This window comes from Acidovorax sp. NN32 (assembly GCF_057597245.1).
Map to the genome: position 1 here is coordinate 3399293 of NZ_CP199679.1, position 19061 is coordinate 3418353.

General features: G+C 65.7%; 17 protein-coding genes. 10 read left to right on the forward strand and 7 right to left on the reverse strand.

The annotated features are described in order from the left end of the window. Nucleotides 1–71 precede the first annotated feature (71 nt). Nucleotides 72–878: an esterase/lipase family protein gene (locus ACT89O_RS15735; protein ID WP_436131954.1), complete on the forward strand. Its 807-nt coding sequence runs from the start codon at nucleotides 72–74 to the stop codon at nucleotides 876–878. 185 nt (nucleotides 879–1063) lie between these two features. On the opposite strand, the gene ACT89O_RS15740 is transcribed toward ACT89O_RS15735, so the two are convergent. Next, nucleotides 1064–2911, reverse strand: a complete 1848-nt coding sequence (locus ACT89O_RS15740; RefSeq protein ID WP_487260534.1) for a methyl-accepting chemotaxis protein — start codon at nucleotides 2909–2911, stop codon at nucleotides 1064–1066. Nucleotides 2912–3184: 273 nt separating this feature from the next. Further along, nucleotides 3185–3721 carry an inorganic diphosphatase gene (ppa, locus tag ACT89O_RS15745; RefSeq protein ID WP_055398170.1) on the reverse strand — a complete coding sequence of 179 codons (537 nt, stop codon included), beginning with the start codon at nucleotides 3719–3721 and terminating at the stop codon, nucleotides 3185–3187. 259 nt (nucleotides 3722–3980) lie between these two features. Here ppa and ACT89O_RS15750 point away from each other — a divergent pair, with 259 nt between their 5' ends. Both ACT89O_RS15750 and ACT89O_RS15755 read left to right on the forward strand, forming a co-directional pair. Beyond that, entirely contained in the window at nucleotides 3981–6062 is a 2082-nt protein-coding gene (locus ACT89O_RS15750) for a sodium-translocating pyrophosphatase (RefSeq protein ID WP_487260535.1), read from the forward strand. Between the two features lie 105 nt (nucleotides 6063–6167). Beyond that, nucleotides 6168–8549, forward strand: coding sequence for a DUF1631 family protein (locus tag ACT89O_RS15755; RefSeq protein ID WP_487260536.1), 2382 nt, complete (start codon nucleotides 6168–6170; stop codon nucleotides 8547–8549). Nucleotides 8550–8856: 307 nt separating this feature from the next. On the opposite strand, the gene ACT89O_RS15760 is transcribed toward ACT89O_RS15755, so the two are convergent. The 3 genes from ACT89O_RS15760 to ACT89O_RS15770 all read right to left on the reverse strand — a co-directional run bounded on the left by ACT89O_RS15760 (nucleotide 8857) and on the right by ACT89O_RS15770 (nucleotide 11452). Continuing rightward, nucleotides 8857–10257, reverse strand: coding sequence for a sensor histidine kinase (locus tag ACT89O_RS15760; RefSeq protein ID WP_487260537.1), 1401 nt, complete (start codon nucleotides 10255–10257; stop codon nucleotides 8857–8859). Nucleotides 10258–10268: 11 nt separating this feature from the next. After that, entirely contained in the window at nucleotides 10269–10943 is a 675-nt protein-coding gene (locus tag ACT89O_RS15765; RefSeq protein WP_487260538.1) for a response regulator transcription factor, read from the reverse strand. Nucleotides 10944–11068: 125 nt separating this feature from the next. After that, a complete protein-coding gene (locus ACT89O_RS15770) occupies nucleotides 11069–11452 on the reverse strand; it encodes a PepSY domain-containing protein (RefSeq protein WP_487260539.1) in 384 nt (127 codons plus the stop codon). A gap of 117 nt (nucleotides 11453–11569) precedes the next feature. Between ACT89O_RS15770 and ACT89O_RS15775 the strand changes: the two genes are divergently transcribed. The 6 genes from ACT89O_RS15775 (at nucleotide 11570) to ACT89O_RS15800 (ending at nucleotide 16565) form a co-directional block, all read left to right on the forward strand. After that, entirely contained in the window at nucleotides 11570–11983 is a 414-nt protein-coding gene (locus ACT89O_RS15775; protein WP_055398175.1) for a DUF1924 domain-containing protein, read from the forward strand. An 11-nt stretch (nucleotides 11984–11994) separates the two neighbouring features. Continuing rightward, nucleotides 11995–12519 (forward strand): diheme cytochrome c, encoded by a 525-nt coding sequence (locus ACT89O_RS15780; RefSeq protein ID WP_487260540.1) that lies wholly within the window; start codon nucleotides 11995–11997, stop codon nucleotides 12517–12519. Between the two features lie 40 nt (nucleotides 12520–12559). Then, nucleotides 12560–13324 carry a cytochrome b/b6 domain-containing protein gene (locus ACT89O_RS15785; protein WP_487260541.1) on the forward strand — a complete coding sequence of 255 codons (765 nt, stop codon included), beginning with the start codon at nucleotides 12560–12562 and terminating at the stop codon, nucleotides 13322–13324. Nucleotides 13325–13355: 31 nt separating this feature from the next. Then, nucleotides 13356–13520, forward strand: coding sequence for a rubredoxin (locus ACT89O_RS15790; protein ID WP_055398177.1), 165 nt, complete (start codon nucleotides 13356–13358; stop codon nucleotides 13518–13520). A 100-nt stretch (nucleotides 13521–13620) separates the two neighbouring features. Then, a complete protein-coding gene (locus ACT89O_RS15795) occupies nucleotides 13621–16161 on the forward strand; it encodes a cation-translocating P-type ATPase (protein WP_487260542.1) in 2541 nt (846 codons plus the stop codon). A 17-nt stretch (nucleotides 16162–16178) separates the two neighbouring features. After that, on the forward strand, nucleotides 16179–16565 hold the full coding sequence (locus ACT89O_RS15800; RefSeq protein WP_121420501.1) for a VOC family protein: 387 nt from the start codon (nucleotides 16179–16181) through the stop codon (nucleotides 16563–16565). 4 nt (nucleotides 16566–16569) lie between these two features. Here ACT89O_RS15800 and ACT89O_RS15805 read toward each other — a convergent pair whose 3' ends face one another. Next, nucleotides 16570–17187, reverse strand: a complete 618-nt coding sequence (locus ACT89O_RS15805; protein WP_228897876.1) for a TetR/AcrR family transcriptional regulator — start codon at nucleotides 17185–17187, stop codon at nucleotides 16570–16572. A gap of 136 nt (nucleotides 17188–17323) precedes the next feature. On the opposite strand from ACT89O_RS15805, the gene ACT89O_RS15810 reads away from it, so the two are divergent. Continuing rightward, complete coding sequence (locus tag ACT89O_RS15810) at nucleotides 17324–18145, forward strand: metal-dependent hydrolase (protein ID WP_487260543.1); 822 nt, start codon at nucleotides 17324–17326, stop codon at nucleotides 18143–18145. Nucleotides 18146–18167: 22 nt separating this feature from the next. Here the strand turns inward: ACT89O_RS15810 and ACT89O_RS15815 are convergent, their stop codons facing one another. Further along, on the reverse strand, nucleotides 18168–19049 hold the full coding sequence (locus ACT89O_RS15815; RefSeq protein ID WP_121506008.1) for a bile acid:sodium symporter family protein: 882 nt from the start codon (nucleotides 19047–19049) through the stop codon (nucleotides 18168–18170). Nucleotides 19050–19061: the final 12 nt, after the last annotated feature.

Genomic DNA, 19061 nt, shown 5'->3' on the forward strand with positions numbered 1-19061 from the left:
CAGGCAAAAAAATGCTACCTTCCACAGCGGCCCTACCGCAGGTGCGCCCTCCGCTTTTGACTGACGATCCGATGCCCCTTTTCAGCAACAAAGAAACCGATCCCAACCACATCCCCGCCCCGGGCCTACCCCTGCTGGCGCTGGAGCTGCGGGCGCCCTGGGAGTTTGGCGCGGTGCTGCCCGCCTGGCCGGTGCTGCAGCGCGCCCCGCTGGGCGACGGCCACACGGTGATCGTGTTCCCGGGCCTCACGGCAGGTGACGCCACCACCGTGCCGCTGCGCCGCTACCTGGATTCGCGCAACTACGACACCCTGGGCTGGGGCCAGGGCCTGAACCTGGGCCCCCGCGATGGCGTGCTGGAAACCGCCAAGCGCCAGCTGCAGGAGGCAGCCCAAGCCAGTGGCGGCAAGGTGAGCCTGGTGGGCTGGAGCCTGGGCGGCGTCTATGCCCGCGAGCTGGCCAAGGAGATGCCCGACCTGGTGCGCTGTGTGATCACACTGGGCACGCCATTCGCAGGGCACCACACCTCGACCAATGCCTGGCGCATCTACCAGTTCGCCAGCGGCCGCAACATCGAGCGCGAAACCGAGAGCTACAACCTGCCCGAAGCGCCCCCCGTGCCCACCACCAGCATCTACTCGCGCACAGATGGCGTGGTGGCCTGGCGCGGCAGCATCCAGGCCCCGGCGGCGCACAACCCGCACACCGAAAACATCGAAGTGGTGGCCAGCCACTTTGGCATCGGCCTGAACCCCAGCGCCTGGTGGGCCGTGGCCGACCGCCTCGGACAACCGCATGGGCCGGAAGTGGTCTGGCAGCCTTTTCAGCGCCCCCGGGTTCCGGGCTTGCACCTGGTGTATCCAGATCCCCACCGCTAAGCGACTTGCGCGGGGCTATGCAGCCAATCAGCCCACAGAAATAGAAAACATAAAACAAAAAAGCACGCTGAGGATGCCCCTCAGCGTGCTTTACTTTGATAGCTACCCGCGCTTGATGGGCAAGCGCCAGGGCCTGTTTTTATCCATATCCCTCGTCGCTATCCCTCACGCGCTGGCATACCCGCTCAGAAGCTCTCCCATTCGTCGTCGTTGCCGCCCTTGGCTGCGGCTGCAGGCGCTGGCGCGCTGGCAACCGGGGGCCTGGTGCTGGCTGCAGGGGCAGCTGCAGGGGTGGCCGCGCTGGCCTTGGGCGCTGCCAGGCTGGCCTGGGGTTTGGCGGGCTTTGCGCTGCCGATCTTGCTGGCGCCTTTGGTCGCGCCTGCACCGCGTTGGGCGGTGAATGCAGGGGCAGCGATGGGCGCTCGGGGTGCCGGTGCTGGCGCGCTGCGCATCGCGTTGGCGTCGAGCTTGAATACCGCCACGGCGTTGACCAGTTCGCCGGCCTGGGCGTTCAGGGCGCTGGCAGCAGCCGCCATTTCTTCCACCAACGCTGCGTTTTGCTGCGTGGCCTGGTCCATCTGCGTGACGGCTTCTCCCACTTGGCCCACCCCTGCGCTTTGTTCGCTGCTGGCGGCGCTGATCTCTCCCATGATGTCCGTCACTCTGCGGATGGAGGCCACCACTTCGGTCATGGTGGCCCCTGCCTTGTCCACGAGGGCCGTGCCTTGTTCCACGCGCTCTACGCTGGCGGTGATGAGGGCTTTGATTTCCTTGGCGGCTTCTGCGCTGCGCCCTGCCAGGCTGCGCACTTCACCGGCCACCACCGCAAAGCCCCGGCCTTGTTCTCCGGCCCGGGCGGCTTCCACGGCGGCGTTCAGGGCCAGGATGTTGGTCTGAAAGGCGATGCCGTCGATCACGCTGATGATGTCGGCGATCTTTCTGCTGCTGTCGTTGATGCCTTTCATGGTCTCGACCACTTCGGCCACCACGTCGCCGCCTTGCACGGCCACGGTGCTGGCGCTCACCGCCAGCTGGTTGGCGGCCCGGGCGTTGTCGGCGTTCTGGCGCACGGTGGAACCCAGCTCTTCCATCGAGGCTGCCGTTTCTTCCAGCGCGCTGGCCTGCTGCTCCGTGCGGGCCGACAGGTCGTTGTTGCCCGAGGCAATCTGTGAGCTCGCCGAGGCAACCCCTTCCGCGTTGCTGCGGACGCCGGACACCACGTGCGCCAGGTTGGCACGCATGTCACCGAGCGCGGTGAGCAACTGGCCCATTTCGTCCTTGCCGCCAGGCGGCACCTCGGTGGTGAGGTCGCCCTCGGCAATTGCGCGGGCCGCCCGCACAGCATGGTGGGCCGGCCGGGAGACGGTGCGCGTAATGCCCACGCCCAGCAACGCCGCCAGCACCACACACACCGCCAGGGTGCCCAGCAGCCACAGGCGCGCCGTGGCGAATACTTCACGCCCTTCGGCACTGGCTTGCAACGCGGCCTCGGAATTGATCTTCTGCAGTTCGCCCAGCGTTTCTGCCGCGGCGACAAAAGCGGCTTCCGACTCGCCCGCATAGAGCATGCCCAGGGCGTCGCCGGTGAGTTCCAGCGTCTCGGCGTTGGTGAAGTCCACGCCCGAGGCGATCTCCAGCAATTTGGCCTGGAGCTTGATGTACTCGGCTTTGCGCTGCTTGTAGGCGGTATAGACCTCGCGCTCCTTGTCCATGTCGATGAGGGCCTCGTACGCAACCTCGACCTTGTCCAGATCCTTGTGGCGCAGGGTTACCTGCTCGGAAAACGCCTTGACTTCCGCCACGCTGCGCGAGGTGACCACCCCCGCCTCGGAGCGCCGCATGCGGTTGAGCAACACGCGCAGCTCCCCCGTTTGCGCCACGCTGGGCAGCAAGTTGGTGGCGATCTGGTCCGCCCCCTGGTGGATGCGGGACATCTGCACCAGCGCCATCACGCCCAGCAAGGTGGTGAACAGCACCACCGCCAAAAATCCCGCTCCCAGCTTGACACCGATGCGCAGATCGGAAACTCTCATGGATCACCCTTCACATTGCGTTTGCCCAAAAGGCACTTCGACGCATGCCAATCTGTATTGCTCAGCACCGCATACTTGTAACCAAATGCAGTCTAGCAGTGCCTGCCGCGCTGCAAAGTGGGCTTTCCCCTTACAGAACAACACCGCGCGGCCAAAAAAAAGCATGCGGGCTTGTGGCGCGCATGCTTTGTCGGGGACGCTGGAAGGCTATTGTATTTGTAGCTAATCCCGCTTTATCAAAAAGCCCTGAGGCTATTTGATACCCAATTTTCTTCAGGCGTTCGACTTCTTGAAAGCCTCGATGCCGTCCGTGATTTCCTTCTTGGCGGCGTCAATGCCTTCCCAGCCCAGCACCTTGACCCACTTGCCCTTTTCCAGGTCCTTGTAGTGCTCGAAGAAGTGGGCGATGGCGTTGCGGCGCATGGCATTCACGTCGTCGATGTTCTGCCAGTGGTCGTACATGGGCAACACTTTGGAGGTGGGCACGGCAATGACCTTGCCATCCACACCGGCCTCGTCTTCCATCATCAGGATGCCCAGCGGGCGGCACGGCACGACCACACCGGGGTGCAGCGCGTAGGGGGTGATCACCAGCACATCCACCGGGTCGCCGTCGCCCGACAGCGTCTGCGGCACGTAGCCGTAGTTGGTGGGGTAATGCATGGCCGTGGTCATGAAACGGTCCACGAAGATCGCGCCCGATTCCTTGTCCACTTCGTACTTGATCGGGTCAGAGTTCATCGGGATCTCGATGACCACGTTGAAGGCTTCGGGGACGTTCTTACCTGGGGGGACGTTGTTGAGGGACATGTCTTTGGAGAGTGGTTTGTTGACGGTAACCCGCGAAGCGGCCGACGCTGACACAGCGCAACGAACCGTCGGGATTAACCCTGATTTTAGGCGCACGCCCCTTTCTGCCCGCTTGCAAACCGGCGTTTGCCTGTAAATTGGGCCTGTTGGCCAATCGACTCCTACCGCACAACGCACGGGGAGCACGAGGAAGCAACGCAGCGGGGATGCCACCGATGCGTTGGTCCCCCTCCGTGCAACACAACCCTAGGAGAATTGAATGGCTGCAAGTTCAGCACTGACATCCCCTCTCATCCTCGCCTTCGTTTGCGGGCTCATCGCGGTGGCCTACGGCATCTGGGCTCGGGGCTGGATTCTTTCCAAAGACCCGGGCAACGCCCGCATGCAGGAGATCGCCGCCGCCATCCAGGCCGGCGCGGCGGCCTACCTCGCCCGCCAGTACAAGACCATCGCCATCGTGGGCGTGGTGCTGGCCATCCTGATTGGCATCTTTCTGGACATGACGACGGCCGTTGGCTTCGTGCTGGGCGCCTTTCTGTCGGGGGCCTGTGGCTTCATCGGCATGAACGTGTCGGTGCGCGCCAACGTGCGCACCGCGCAGGCGGCCACCCACGGCATTGGACCGGCACTGGACGTGGCGTTTCGCGGCGGGGCCATCACCGGCATGCTGGTGGTGGGGCTGGGCCTGTTGGGCGTCACGGGCTTTTACTGGTTCCTGGCGGGCAACGGCAACCTCACACCCACGGTCAACCTCGCCACGCTGCTCAACCCGCTGATCGGCTTTGCGTTTGGCTCGTCGCTGATCTCGATCTTTGCGCGCCTGGGCGGCGGCATCTTCACCAAGGGCGCCGACGTGGGCGCCGACCTGGTGGGCAAGGTGGAGGCTGGCATTCCTGAAGACGACCCGCGCAACCCCGCCGTGATCGCCGACAACGTGGGCGACAACGTGGGCGACTGCGCCGGCATGGCGGCCGACCTGTTCGAGACCTATGCGGTGACGCTGATCGCCACCATGGTGCTGGGCGCGCTGCTGGTGGCCACCGCGCCGGTCAACGCCGTGGTCTACCCCCTGGCGCTGGGGGCCGTGTCCATCATTGCATCCATCATTGGCTGCTTCTTCGTCAAGGCTTCGCCCGGCATGAAGAATGTGATGCCCGCGCTGTACAAGGGCCTGGCGATTGCGGGTGCGCTCTCGCTCGTCGCCTTCTACTTTGTCACCGTCTGGATCATGCCGGACAACTCCATCACCGCCACCGGCAGCCAGATGAAGCTGTTCGGTGCCTGCGCCACCGGGCTGGTGTTGACGGCTGCTCTGGTGTGGATCACCGAGTTCTACACCGGCACGCAGTATTCGCCGGTGCAGCACATCGCGCAGGCATCGACCACGGGCCATGGCACCAACATCATTGCAGGACTGGGCGTTTCCATGCGGTCCACCGCCTGGCCGGTGATCTTCGTGTGCCTGGCCATCCTGTCGGCCTACCAGCTCGCGGGCCTGTACGGCATTGCCGTGGCGGCCATGTCCATGCTGTCCATGGCGGGCATCGTGGTGGCGCTGGATGCGTATGGCCCCATCACCGACAACGCCGGCGGCATTGCCGAAATGGCCGAGCTGCCCAGCAGCGTGCGCGACATCACCGACCCGCTGGACGCCGTGGGCAACACCACCAAGGCCGTGACCAAGGGCTATGCGATTGGCTCGGCGGGCCTGGCCGCGCTGGTGCTGTTTGCCGACTACACGCACAAGCTGGAGAGCTACGGCAAGGCCATCACGTTTGACCTGTCCGACCCGTTGGTCATCATCGGCCTGTTCATCGGCGGGTTGATCCCCTACCTGTTCGGCGCCATGGCGATGGAGGCCGTGGGCCGCGCGGCCGGAGCCGTGGTGGTGGAGGTGCGCCGACAGTTCCGCGATATTCCCGGGATCATGGAGGGCACCGCCAAGCCTGAATACGGCAAGGCGGTGGACATGCTGACCACCGCCGCCATCAAGGAGATGGTGATCCCCAGCCTGCTGCCTGTGGTGGTGCCCATCGTGGTGGGCCTGCTGCTGGGGCCCAAGGCGCTGGGCGGTTTGCTCATGGGCACCATCGTCACCGGCCTCTTCGTTGCCATCAGCATGTGCACGGGCGGCGGCGCATGGGACAACGCCAAGAAGTACATCGAGGACGGCCACCATGGCGGCAAGGGCAGCGAGGCCCACAAGGCCGCAGTGACCGGGGACACCGTGGGCGACCCCTACAAGGACACGGCCGGCCCGGCCATCAACCCGCTGATCAAGATCATCAACATCGTGGCGCTGCTCATCGTGCCGCTGGTGGTCAAGTTTCACGGTGGGTGAAACCACAGCCCCGGTCTGACAAGCCGGGAATCCAGGTAAACAAGGGGCCGCGGGCCCCTTTTTGCCGCGTACCATGGCGGGCACCGGTTCCCGTCCTCCCAGAAGATGGCCTTGAAACACACCACACCGTCGGCCCCTGCCCCCTCCGCCAGCGACACCACGCCCTACCAGCACATCGTGCGCGACGTGCTGGCACAGGCCCGGCCCCTGATGGAGCGCGTCTCCGAGGCCACGCGCATGTCCCTGCTCACGCGCCAGGACCAGGCCCGCACACCGGGCGAACACAACGCCATGCACGAAGCGCGGCAGCAGCTGTCGCGGCTCACGTCCGTGATGGGCGAGCGTTACCCCGACGCGCTGCGCAAGGCACTCGACCAGGAGGCGGCACAGAACGAGGAAAAGCCCACACGCTCCCTGTTCACCGTCCATTTCGACGACCTTGAACTGATGGACGAGGCGCAGATCAACGACAGCGTGGAGCGCGCCCGCGCCCGGCAGGTGCTGATCTCGGCCGTGGAAGGGCCGCTGGCCGACCTCGACGCCCTAGTGTGCGCGGCCCTGGGCCTGGCCCGCGTTCAGCCGGAGCACAACCCCCTGCGCCCCGAAGTCTTTCTACAGGCGCTGCAGACCGTGGTGTCGCAGATGCAGGTCACGCCGCAGGTGCGGCACGACTGGATGGGCCCCATGGCCCAGGCGCTGGGCACGGAGCTGCGGGGGCTCTATCTGGCGCAGATTGATCGGCTCAAGCTCAGCGGCGTGCAGCCCGTGGGCTATGCGATGCGCCAGGCCGATGGCCAGGTGGTCTACGTGGCGCCCACCGAAGGCGGCGCATCCCCCGGCTTTGCAGCAGACAACGACCTGTCCACAGCGGAAGGCCACGCCGACTCCCTGCTCACACTCGACCGCCTGCGCCGCCTGCTGCTGGGCGAGTTCAGCGAGAACCCGGCCCCCACGTCGGCGCCGACACACACGCCCTCCCCCCATTCAGACGAGAACTTCGCGGACCAATTCGCACGCGAGTTCGATAACCCCAACCAGCTTCCCCCCATCGACCCACCCGCCACGGACTTCGCAGCCACCGTGCCCGCCGCCTTCGAAGCGCTGCAGGCCATGAACCAGATCGGCCACATGATGGAGAGACTGGGTGGCCAGCGCCCGCAGCAGGTCGGCAGCAGCACAGAGGGCAACCCTGCAGCCCCGCCGCGCAAACATTCCGGTGGACTGGGAGAGGCCTTGAGCATGGAGGTGGTGGCGCTGATGGTGGACAACATTGCGCGCGATAGTCGGCTGCTGTGGCCAGTGCAACAGTTCATCCGCGCGCTGGAGCCGGCCTTGATACAGCTGGCCGTAGCCGACCCCCGTTTCTTCAGCCACAAGGAGCACGCCGCGCGCCGACTGCTGCAAGACATCACCGACCGCAGCCTGGCCTTCAACAGCCCCGAAGCCCCCGGCTTCCAGAGCTTCATGCGCTCGCTCATGAACATCGCGGGCCCGCTGGCCACCGCCACCATCGACGGGCCCGACGATTTCGAGCACGTGCTCCAGCAATTGCACGCCAAATGGGCAGAAAAGGACCAGCAGCGCAAACAGGAACGCCAGCGCGCCATCGAGGCCTTGCAGCACGCTGAACAGCGTCACCTGCTGGCCGCCCGGATTTCGCGCGACCTCTCGCTGCGGCCTGATTTCGGCAAGGTGCCCGACGAAATTTCCCGTTTTCTGCTCGGCCCCTGGTCCCAAGTCATGGCCCAGGCGCGCCTGACCGACACCACCCGCAGCGCCGACCCAGGCCGCTACGAGGAGCTGGTGGACGCCCTGATCTGGAGCACGCAGCCCGCCTTGACCCGCGCGAACACAGGCCAGCTGGCGCGCCTGCTGCCCAAACTGCTGGCCAAGCTGCGCGAGGGCCTGGCGTCCATCGACTACCCGGCCGCCCGAACCGAGGCCGTCTTCGAACTGCTGATGGAACTGCACCAGCAAGCCTTCAAGCCCGGGCCCCGGGTGGCCACCAAGCCCGCCGCCCCGCCGCCCCAACCACCGGCTGTGGCGCAGCCCGCCCCGCTGGAGGATGACGATCCGTGGGTCGCCCCGTCCGAGGCCAAGGAATCCGGCTATGTGGACATCTCACAGTCCCCGGTATCGGAGAGCGCCGAGCTTGTGCCCGAATCCACCAGCACCACCAGCGGCCCGGCCACTTTGCCCCACCTGGCCTCAAGCGCGCCCTTGGCCCCATTGGCTGTTGGGACCTGGGTCAACCTGCAAGTGGCAGGCCAGTGGGAACGCACCCAGCTGTCCTGGATCGGCTCGCAAGGCCAGCTTTTCCTCTTCACCAGCGCATCGGGCCGGACCCAATCGATGACTCTGCGGCTGCTGGAGCGGCTCTTCCACCAGGGCGCCGTGCAGGTGTTAACCGAGCAGACTGTGGTGGACGGCGCCCTGGACGCCGTGGCACAGGCGGCCATGCGCAACAGCGTGGAGAGCAGGCTATGAATTTACTCCTAAAAAAATAGCTTATAACGCTTGATGGATAAGCGCTAGAGCCCATTTTCAATCAAAATTAATATCCCATCTCCTTGGCCATCCGGCCAAGGCCCGCCACCTTCGCGGCACACCCTGGTGTTCCCCGGGTAGTCAAACTCCAACGGGGGTGCTACGCTGGGGGCGTCCAGTCCAAGGCTTTGCGACATTCGAGAGATTGAAGGGATTTGTCAGGGCCTTAGCCCGCTTCGGCGGGCTTTTTTACGTCCTTCTGCTTCGGCGGGCTTTTTTACGCCTCTCTCGCTGACAGGCGGGCTTTTTACGCCGTCTCCCGAGCGGCGGGCAACACAAGCACCACACGCAGGCCGCCCAGGTCGGCAGGCTCCAGATCCAGCCGCCCGCCGTACAGGGCCGCCAGATCCTGCACGATGGCCAGGCCCAGCCCCGTGCCCGGCACCGTTTCGTCCAGCCGCACGCCACGCTCCACCGCCTGCGCACGCTGCGCTGCACCGATGCCGGGGCCGTCGTCCTCGACACTGACGACCATCTGGGACGGCTGCCCGCCAAGGACCTGCGCCTGCAAGCGCACGGTGGACTGCGCCCATTTGCAGGCGTTGTCCAGCAGGTTGCCCAGCATTTCCTGCAGGTCCTGCGCCTCGCCCGCAAAGAACAGCGGGGCATCGGGCAGCGCCACCGTGATGTCCACCCCGCGCCCGGCATGCACCTTGTTCATCACGCGCACCAGTCCGCCCACCACCGACTCCAGCGCCGTGCGCTGGCCCGGCAGGTGTGCCGATGCAGCCACGCGAGACCGCGCCAGGTGCCAGTCGATGTGGCGCCGCGCCACCTGCACCTGCTCGCGCGCCAGTGCAGCCAGCGCTGCGCCATCACTGGGTGCTGGCGCGCAGGCCGCGTTCTCCAGCACCGAAAGCGGGGTTTTCAGGGCATGCGCCAGATTGCCTGCCTGGGTGCGCGCGCGCTCCACCACTTCTGCATTGCGTTCCAGCACGGCGTTGAAGTCATCCACCAGCGGCTGCATCTCGGCAGGGAATGCGCCCTGCAACCGTGTGGTGCGTGCCTGCTGCACATCCTGCAAGCCCCGCTGCAACGCCTGCAGAGGCCGCAGGCCCACGGCCACCTGGGCCCACGCGGCCGCTGCCAGCAGCACCAGCAGGGCCGCCAGCGACAGCGCCAGCACGCGCGTGAACTGCGCGGTGGCCGCTTGGGTGGCCTGCAGATCGGCCGCCACGATCAGGCGCCAGCGTGCTGCATCCACGCCCTCGGCACGCACGGTGCGCTCCAGCACCAGCAACGGCGCGCCCTGCGGGCCTGCCACTTCGTGCATATGCACGGCACCGTCAGCCAGCGCATCCACCTGGAGCGTCAGGCTGGTGTCCCACAACGAGCGCGAACGCAGCACCCCGGCCCGGCCACGCCCATCGGGCGCCATGGCGTCCACCTGCCAGTACAGGCCCGAATAGGGTTTGAGCCAGCGCGGGTCCGACAGCGACTGGGCAGCAATCACAGGCTGGCCCTGGGCATCAAACTCCAGCCGCGCCGTGACCTGGTCCAGCTGCTGCACAAGGGCCGCCTCGAACTGGCGCTGCACATGCTCGCGGAACAGCCCACTCAGCACCAGGCCCGCCAGCACCACCGCCACTGTCAGCCCCGCCACGGTCACGGCCAGTAGCCGAAACCGCAGGGAGCGTGACCAGTGCAAGCCGCCCCGGTTCACGGCGGCACCAGGCGGTAGCCCATGCCACGCACCGTCTCGATACGGGCCGCGCTGGCCGACGGCGACTGCAGTTTTTTGCGCAGGCGCCCCACAAAGACTTCGATGGTGTTGGAGTCCCGGTCAAAGTCCTGCGCGTAGATGTGTTCGGTCAGTTCTGCACGTGACACCAACACGCCAGGGCGGTGCATGAGGTAGTCGAGTACCTTGTACTCGTGCGCCGTGAGTGCCACGGGCTGCCCTGCGCAGGTGACGCGGCCGCTGCGGGTGTCCAGCGACCAGTCGCCACACTGCAGCACCGCAGACGCCAGCCCGCTGGCGCGGCGGATCAGCGCGCGCAGGCGTGCCAGCAGCTCTTCGAGGTGAAAGGGCTTGGTCAGATAGTCATCGGCACCCGCATCAATGCCCGCCACCTTCTCGTGCCAGTTGTCCCGCGCGGTGAGGATCAGCACCGGCATGTTGCGCCCCTCGGCCCGCCAGCGCTTGAGCACCGTGAGCCCATCCACCACCGGCAGGCCCAGGTCCAGCACCACGGCGTCCACGGCCTCGGTGTCGCCCAGGAACTGCGCGTCGCGCCCGTTGTCGGCCTCGTCCACGGTGTATCCCGCGCCTTGCAGCGCGGTGCGCAACTGGGTGCGCAGCTGCGTGTCGTCTTCTACGAGGAGGATGCGCATGGGCTTTAGAACCTGTTCAGTGTTTTTTTAGGGTCGCACAAGTACCTTGCCCGAAGGGTTGGAGCGAAATCGGGCGATTGGAAGCCTCGTCTGCTTGCATGGGCACGAGCCCACGCGGGGCAGTCTTAGCGGTGTTTTCGGCCGGTACGTTGATCGTCGCGCGATTTGACGCGCAGCACCTCGGCCGTGCGTGCATCGAGCTTGACCTTGGTCAACTGCCCCACAGGTGTGAGCAGCTTGATCTCGTAAATCCAGCGATCCCGCTCCTGCTCCTGCTCCAGCTCCACTTCGAGCACCTGGCCAGGCACTTCGCGCTGCAGGCGCTCCAGCACTGCAGGCAGCGGCAGCACCTGGCCCGCCTGCACGGCCTGGCGGGCCAGGTCGTGGTCGTCCTTGCCGCTGGCCAAGGCGTTTGGCGTGATTACCGCTGCCGCCCACAGCAGACAAGCCGCCGCGCCCCAGCGCATGGCGTGGCAGCGCTCTGAAGCACGGTGGGGGGAAAAAAGCATGGGTGCATTGTCCCGCGCAGTGTCTGAACGGCCGATGAACAGCCCTTTCACGCGCCGTTCAGACTGGGGATTCAACAATGGCTGCATAGGACAACCAACACCTACAAGGACACCACGATGACAACCGTTCGCACTCTGGCCCTGGCTGCACTGTGCCTCTGGGCCGCAGCCAGCCCCAGCCACGCCGCCGACACCACCGCCGCCCAGCAGCTCGCGCACTGGAGCGCACAGGCAGGCAGCCCCGGCAATGCCGACAAGGGCAAGGTGTTCTTCACCACCCGCCACGGTGGCGAGTGGTCTTGCGCATCCTGCCACGGCACGCCGCCCACCGCGCAGGGCAAACACGCCAGCACCGGCAAGTCGATAGCGCCCCTGGCCCCTGCCTTCAACCCCAAGGCATTCACCGACACCGCCAAGGTGGACAAATGGTTTCGCCGCAACTGCAACGACGTGCTGAGCCGCGAATGCACTGCCATGGAAAAGGCCGATGTGTTGGCCTACGTTAGCGCCTTCAACGCACTCAAGCCTTGAATCGGAGCACCATGAAAAAACTTGCCCCCATTCGCCCCGCCGCCACGGCCGCAGCACTGTGCATGCTGGCCCTGCAAGCGATCCCCAGCGCCCACGCCGACAGCGGGCGCGCCATGCCCCGCAACGTGCCTAGCGCCTACACGCAGGAATGCGCCGCCTGCCACACCGCCTACCCACCCGGGCTGCTGCCCGCCGCGTCGTGGAACCGCGTGATGACGGGGCTCGACAAGCACTATGGCACCGACGCATCGCTGGACGCGGCCACCGTGCGCCAGCTCAACCAGTGGCTGCAGGCACACGCCGGCACCTACAAGCGCGTGAACGAGGAGCCCCCCGAGGACCGCATCACCCGCTCAGCCTGGTTTGAGCGCAAACACCGAAAGATCGAGCCCGCCGCCTGGAAGCTTGCCAGCGTGAAAAGCGCCGCCAACTGCGCGGCCTGCCACACGGGTGCCGACCAAGGGCAATTTGACGACCACGACCTGCGCATGCCGGCGGGGCTGGATGCCCGATCACGCCGCGCCTGGAACGACTGAGAGCGGTGAATCTGAGATGCATCCCATCAAGGAAAACACTATGAACAACACCCCTTCCCTCCAACCCGCCAGCGCCGCAGCGCAGCCAGCCGCTGCCAAGGGCCCCAGCCGCCGGGTCACCGACGCGCCCACGCGCATGTTCCACTGGCTGTTTGCGCTCTGCTTTGTGGGTGCCTACGCCACCGCCGATGGCGAGCACTGGCGGCTGCTGCACGTCACGTTGGGCTACACCATGGCGGGCCTGCTGGGCTTTCGCGTGCTGTACGGAATCTTTGGCCCGCGGACTTCGGGCCTGGGCCTGCTGTGGCGCAAGCTGGCCGGGGCTCCCGCATGGCTGCGCACCCTGTCCCAAGCACGCTCTGCCAGCCAGGTGAGCCAGGTGAACTGGCGCCAGGGGCAAAACATGCTGATGACACTCGCGGTGGTGCTGCTGCTGGTCCTGGTCGTTCCTATCACCTTGAGCGGCTATGCCACCTACAACGATTGGGGCGACGTGTTGGGTGGCGACTGGATCGAAGAAGTGCACGAGTTCTTCGGAGAAGCCATGCTGTTTGTCGTGCTGGCCCACCTCGCATTGATTGCCGGCCTGAGCATGCTGCGGCGCAAGAATCAGGCGCTGCCCATGCTGACCGGGCGCGTGGAAGGCCCCGGGCCCAACCTGGTACAGAAAAACCGCACCTGGCTGGCGGCCGCGCTGCTGCTGGCAGTGTTGGCCTTTGGCGCATGGGAGTGGCAGCAATCGCCCAATGGTTTGATTGCCAGCGGCACGACGAGCGAGCGCAGCAGACACCACGATGACGACTGAAGCCCGTCAAAACAACTTTCAGGATCAACCCATGAAAATCTATATGTGCGTGGTCTGCGGCTGGATCTATGACGAAGCTGCAGGCTTGCCCGATGAGGGCATTGCGCCAGGCACCCTGTGGGCCGATGTGCCCGACGATTGGCGGTGTCCTGAGTGCAATGTGGGCAAGGCAGACTTTGTGCTGTGCGAGGTGTGAGGTGCAAGGTGTGATCTGGGAAACAGCTGCACCAGCACACTGACACTTTCACCGATCAAAGGTATAAGAAAGATCGCCTCAAGACTCCCCACGCCCCCAGATGCCCGCACAACCCCCACCGACTGGCCTTGACCCGGCCGTTGCCGTCCAGCGCCTGCGTGAAGAAGGCCCCAACGAACTGGGCATCAGCCAGCGCCGCACGCTGCGCGACATGGCCTGGGACGTGGTGCGCGAGCCCATGTTCTTGCTGCTGCTGGGCGCAGGCGGCATCTACCTGGCAATGGGCGACGCGCACGAGGCCCTGATCCTGCTGGGCTTTGTGGTGATCATCATGACCATCACGGTGCTGCAGGAGCGCCGCACCGACAACGCGCTGAACGCCCTGCGCGACCTCTCCAGCCCCCGCGCGTTGGCGCTGCGAGGCGGCACCATGGTGCGCATCGCAGGCCGCGATGTGGTGCGCGAGGACCTGCTGATGATTGCCGAGGGCGACCGCATCCCGGCTGACGGCACCCTGCTGCAGGCGCACGAACTGGCCACCAACGAATCGATGCTGACCGGTGAGTCCGAGCCCGTGGCCAAGCAGATTGCCGACAAGGTATTTGCAGGCACGCTGGTGGTCAGCGGCCAGGGCCTGCTGCGGGTGACTGGCGTGGGACGCCACACCGAACTGGGCCGCATTGGCCAGTCGCTCGACACCATTGCGCTGCAGGCCTCGCCCTTGCGTGAAGAAATGGCACGGCTCACCCACAAGCTCGTGCTGATCGGCCTGTCGCTGTGCGTGCTGCTGGTGGCCCTGTTCTGGGCACTGCGCGGCGACGCGTTGCAAGCCGTGCTGGCAGGCATCACCCTGGCCATGGGCATCCTGCCGCAAGAGCTGCCGGTGATCATGATCGTCTTCCTGGCCCTGGCTGCACGGCGGCTGGCGGCGCAGCAGGTATTGACACGGCGGCTCAACGCCATCGAAACGCTGGGGCAGACCACCGTGCTGTGCGTGGACAAGACCGGCACCCTCACGCAAAACCGCATGGCCGTGGCCGCACTGTGCATTGCGGGCGAGGAGCTGGATGTGCAGAACCTGCCCGAAAAAGCAGCCGAGGCAGGTGGCACGGCACTGCCAGAGGCCTTCCACGAACTGCTCGAATACGCCGTGCTGGCCAGCGAGATCGAACCGCACGACCCCATGGAGCAGGCCTTTCACCGCATGGCGGGGAATCATCTGGCAGGCACCGAGCACCTGCACCCCGCCTGGTCGCTGGCGCGCGAATATGAGCTCTCGCCCCAGCTGCTGGCCATGAGCCACTTGTGGCGCGACGGCACATCCGCGCACGATACCGTGGCCACCAAGGGTGCGCCTGAAGCCGTGGCCGACCTGTGCCATCTGTCTGACGCCGAGCGCGCCACCGTCAGCGCCCAGGCCGCCCGGCTGGCCGATCGGGGCCTTCGGGTGCTGGGCGTGGCCAAGGCCCGGCACCGCGTGCAAGACGACTGGCCAGGCATTCAGCACGACTTTGACTTTGAATGGCTGGGCCTCGTGGCCCTGGCCGACCCCTTGCGACCCGAGGTGCCCCAGGCGATCGCAGAGTGTCACCAGGCGGGTATCCGCGTGGTGATGATCACGGGCGACCACCCCCGCACCGCACGCGCGATTGCAGCCCAGGCGGGCATCGCCCACGACCAGGTCGTCACCGGCGATGAAATGGCCCTGATGTCCCCCGACATGCTCACCGGCAAAGTCCGGCAGATCAGCGTGTTTGCACGCATCAAGCCGCACCAGAAGCTGGCGCTGGTCGAAGCCCTCAAGGCCCAGGGTGAGGTGGTGGCCATGACGGGCGATGGCGTGAACGACGCCCCCGCCCTCAAGGCCGCCCACATCGGCATCGCCATGGGCCAGCGCGGCACCGACGTGGCGCGCGAGGCCGCAGCGCTGGTGCTGCTGCACGACGACTTCGCAGCCATTGTTCAGGCCATCCACCGGGGGCGGCAGACCTTTGCCAACCTGCGCCAGGCCATGGTCTACACGCTCGCCGTGCATGTGCCCATCATCGGGCTGGCGCTGTTGCCGGTGTTGTTTGGGCTGCCGCTGGTGCTGGCACCGCTGCACATTGCGTTTCTGGAACTGGTCATCGACCCGGCCTGCTCCATCGTCTTTGAGGCCGAGGAAGGTGCGGCCGACCTTATGCAGCAGCCGCCGCGCCGCGCCGATGAGCCCCTGCTTTCAACCCGCCACATCCTGCTGAGCCTCGTGCAGGGCGGCGTGGTGACGGCTGCCGTGGTGGGCCTCTATGCCTGGCTGCTGGGCCAGGCCGCGCATGCCGCCACGGCCAGCACGGTCGCCTTCGTGGTGCTGGTGGCTGCCAACGCAGCGCTCATCCTGCCCAGCCGCAGCAACCAGACGAGCTGGCGCAGCCTGTGGGCGGGCCTCACACCCGTCAGCCTGTGGGTGCTGGGCGGCACACTGGCGGCGCTGACTGCCATCACCACAGTACCTTGGCTGGCCTCAGCCTTCAAGTTTGCGCCGTTGCCGCCCCTGCATTGGCTCATGGCGATGGTGGCCGGGTTGACATTGACAGGGCTCTTTGCAGCCAACAAACGATGGCTCCGCCCCACAACGCTGGCGCACAATCATCCGACCGTCTGACCATCCCGCCACACGCCATGCCCATTGTTCTGGAATCGCTCGACCACGTTGTACTCACCGTTGCCAGCATTGAAAAAACCATCGCGTTCTATGAGCGTGTGCTTGGCATGACTGCGCGGGAGTTCAAGCCCCGGCGGTATGCGCTGCACTTCGGCGATCAAAAGATCAATCTGCACGAAGTAGGCACGGTGGTGGACCCGAACGTGCGACATGCCACCGCGGGTTCTGCCGACCTGTGTTTTCTCACGCAAACCCCGTTGGAAGAAGTGGTGACACATCTGCAAGCTGAAGGCGTCTCCATCGTGCAAGGCCCGGTGGGTGCTACGGGAGCGTGCCACAAGTTGCTGTCGGTTTACATCTATGACCCGGACGAAAACCTGATCGAGATCGCCAACGAAGTGTGAACGGTCAAAGATCCGTCGAGGTGGCCGCGCGCAGCAGCGATGCAGCGGGCGCCACCAGCTCCTGCAGCTGTCCGGCGCGCCCCTGCTCGATGGACTGGAGCACCATCTCGTTGATACCTCCCACCACCGCCATGGCCATCATGGGCTGCAGCGGGGCCTTGCGCAGGGGCGCCCCCGGGCGGTTGTTCACCACCTCCAGCATCAGGTCCACCAACTGCTGGTTGACGCGCCGCCGCGCGGCCAGGCCGGGCATGCCCAGGCCCAGGATTTCAATGAACAGAGTGCGCAGCAGAACCGGATTGCAGGCCAGCGCACCAAAGTACGCCGACAGCGCCTGCTCCACCTGGGCCTGCCAATCGCTTTGGGGGTTGATGGCGCCACGCAGCACCGCCAGTGCGTTGCCGCTGGCCGATTCGTACAGCGCTGTCAGGCATTCGGCCTTGTCGGCAAAGTTCTCGTAGAAAGTACGCCGCGAGACGCCAGCCTCGCGCACGATGTCTGCAATCGTGGTGTCGGCATAGCCTTTGGTCGCCACGGCGCGGGCCATGCCCTGCAGCAGGCGATCCCGATGTTCCCTACCCTCGGTGGCGCCAGGTCGGGGGGCGGCTTGCAGTGCGGTCATGCTGGCAGATTCCCTTGGGGTTAACAGGTACTTGACAGTACCACATGCGCACCCCATGATCCCTCACCACTGGTACTACAACGTACCAAACCACAAAGACGTTATCTTTTTACCGAGCTCCCGGAGATCCATCCCCATGACCGAACTCGTCGTGCGACGCCTGCTCATTGACCTGGAAACGCCTTTTGACCGCCACTGGTGCGGCGGCGATGCGTTTCGCACGGCGTTCTTCAATGCGCTGTCGATGAGCTTCCCGGTGGGCGAACAGTTCTTCATCGACGCTGTGAAGGGCGGGCACAAAGCCATGCCGCCCGAGCAACACGCGCAATTTGCCGACGAGGTGCGCGGCTTCGTCGGGCAAGAGGCCACTCACCGCCGCATCCATGCGCTGTTCAATGGGCACCTCGAAAAGCAGGGCCTGGTCAACGAATGGGCGTCCCGCGCGCAGGAGCGCATGAAGCTTTTTGCCGGAGCCGACCCACGCCACCCCCTGGCCGTGACGGCTGCCAACGAGCACTTCACCGCGCTGCTGGCCGAATGGCTGCTGGCCCACCCCGAAACACTGGCGGGCGCCGAACCCCGCCTGGCCACGATGTGGCAATGGCACTGCGCCGAAGAGGCCGAGCACAAGAACACGGCGTTCGACATCTACCAGGCGCTGGGCGGCAACCACGAGTGGCGCATCACCTGGTTCCGCCGCATCACCCTCGTCTTCTTGGGCGACGCCCTGCGCCAGACGGTGCTGAACCTGCGCCGCGACGGAACGCTGTGGAAATGGACAACCTGGGCCAGTGCGGCGCGCACGCTGTTTGGCCGGGGTGGCCTCGTGCGCGAAACCTGGCGTCCATGGCGGCAGTACCTGCGGCCAGACTTTCACCCCAGCCAGCATGGCACAGACCTGTCACAGCAGTGGCTGACCCAGCACAGCGACGCCTACGTGCCCGTGGGCGCACGCTGAGCCACAACGCCAGAATGCGGTTTCAGGCGCTGACGGCGGCTGCTGGCTGGGCACCACGCCGCAGCACCAGACCACCAAACAGCGTCGCCAGTATGTACATGCTGACCGAGTAGATGGCCGCAGGCAGTGCCAGCTGAAAGTTGCCCAGCACCGACAGCGCGATGAAGATGGCCAGCGTGGAGTTGTGGATGCCGATCTCGAAACTGATGGCCGTGGCCATGGACTTGTCGAGCCCCGCCGCCCGCGACAGGTAGTACCCCGACGCAAGACTGATCGCGTTGAACAACAACACGGCCGGACCGATGCCCGCGAAGGACTCGACCAGCGCCGTCCACTCCTTGGCAATCGCAATCAGCGCAAAAGCGGCCAGCACCACGGCGCTGAAAATCTTCATGGGCTTTTCCATGCGGGCGCTGAAGGCCGGCGCGCGCCGGTGCACCGCCATGCCCAGCACCACCGGCACGAGCACGATGATGATCACCTCGACCACCTTGCCAAACTGCAGCGGCACCACCTGGCCCGTGTGCGCAAAGGTGTTGATCGCCCAGTTGGTGATGAGCGGCAGGCTCACGATGGACAACACGGTGTTGATGGCGGTGAGCGAGATGTTCATCGCCACATTGCCACCAAAAAGGTGGCTGAACAGGTTGGCCGACACCCCACCCGGTGAAGCCGCCAGCAGCATCAGCCCCACCGCGTAGAGCGGCGCCACGCCCAGCAGCACGATGAGGGCGTAACAGGCCGATGGCAGCACCAGCACCTGCAGCACCAGGGCCAGCACCACGGCACGCGGATGCTGCAGCAGGCGCTTGAAGTCGCCCACCGTGAGCGAAAGGCCCAGGCCGAACATGACCAGCCCCAGGGCGATGAACAACAAGGTGGGAAGTATGGAAACAAAGCTCATGGGTCACGCGCG

What these genes read in the sequence shown, in the direction of transcription:
- ACT89O_RS15735 (WP_436131954.1), top strand. Translation starts at nt 72, where the DNA reads ATGCCCCTTTTCAGCAACAAAGAAACCGATCCCAACCACATCCCCGCC.
- ACT89O_RS15740 (WP_487260534.1), bottom strand. Translation starts at nt 2,911, where the DNA reads ATGAGAGTTTCCGATCTGCGCATCGGTGTCAAGCTGGGAGCGGGATTT.
- ppa (WP_055398170.1), bottom strand. Translation starts at nt 3,721, where the DNA reads ATGTCCCTCAACAACGTCCCCCCAGGTAAGAACGTCCCCGAAGCCTTC.
- ACT89O_RS15750 (WP_487260535.1), top strand. Translation starts at nt 3,981, where the DNA reads ATGGCTGCAAGTTCAGCACTGACATCCCCTCTCATCCTCGCCTTCGTT.
- ACT89O_RS15755 (WP_487260536.1), top strand. Translation starts at nt 6,168, where the DNA reads ATGGCCTTGAAACACACCACACCGTCGGCCCCTGCCCCCTCCGCCAGC.
- ACT89O_RS15765 (WP_487260538.1), bottom strand. Translation starts at nt 10,943, where the DNA reads ATGCGCATCCTCCTCGTAGAAGACGACACGCAGCTGCGCACCCAGTTG.
- ACT89O_RS15770 (WP_487260539.1), bottom strand. Translation starts at nt 11,452, where the DNA reads ATGCTTTTTTCCCCCCACCGTGCTTCAGAGCGCTGCCACGCCATGCGC.
- ACT89O_RS15775 (WP_055398175.1), top strand. Translation starts at nt 11,570, where the DNA reads ATGACAACCGTTCGCACTCTGGCCCTGGCTGCACTGTGCCTCTGGGCC.
- ACT89O_RS15780 (WP_487260540.1), top strand. Translation starts at nt 11,995, where the DNA reads ATGAAAAAACTTGCCCCCATTCGCCCCGCCGCCACGGCCGCAGCACTG.
- ACT89O_RS15785 (WP_487260541.1), top strand. Translation starts at nt 12,560, where the DNA reads ATGAACAACACCCCTTCCCTCCAACCCGCCAGCGCCGCAGCGCAGCCA.
- ACT89O_RS15790 (WP_055398177.1), top strand. Translation starts at nt 13,356, where the DNA reads ATGAAAATCTATATGTGCGTGGTCTGCGGCTGGATCTATGACGAAGCT.
- ACT89O_RS15795 (WP_487260542.1), top strand. Translation starts at nt 13,621, where the DNA reads ATGCCCGCACAACCCCCACCGACTGGCCTTGACCCGGCCGTTGCCGTC.
- ACT89O_RS15800 (WP_121420501.1), top strand. Translation starts at nt 16,179, where the DNA reads ATGCCCATTGTTCTGGAATCGCTCGACCACGTTGTACTCACCGTTGCC.
- ACT89O_RS15805 (WP_228897876.1), bottom strand. Translation starts at nt 17,187, where the DNA reads ATGACCGCACTGCAAGCCGCCCCCCGACCTGGCGCCACCGAGGGTAGG.
- ACT89O_RS15810 (WP_487260543.1), top strand. Translation starts at nt 17,324, where the DNA reads ATGACCGAACTCGTCGTGCGACGCCTGCTCATTGACCTGGAAACGCCT.
- ACT89O_RS15815 (WP_121506008.1), bottom strand. Translation starts at nt 19,049, where the DNA reads ATGAGCTTTGTTTCCATACTTCCCACCTTGTTGTTCATCGCCCTGGGG.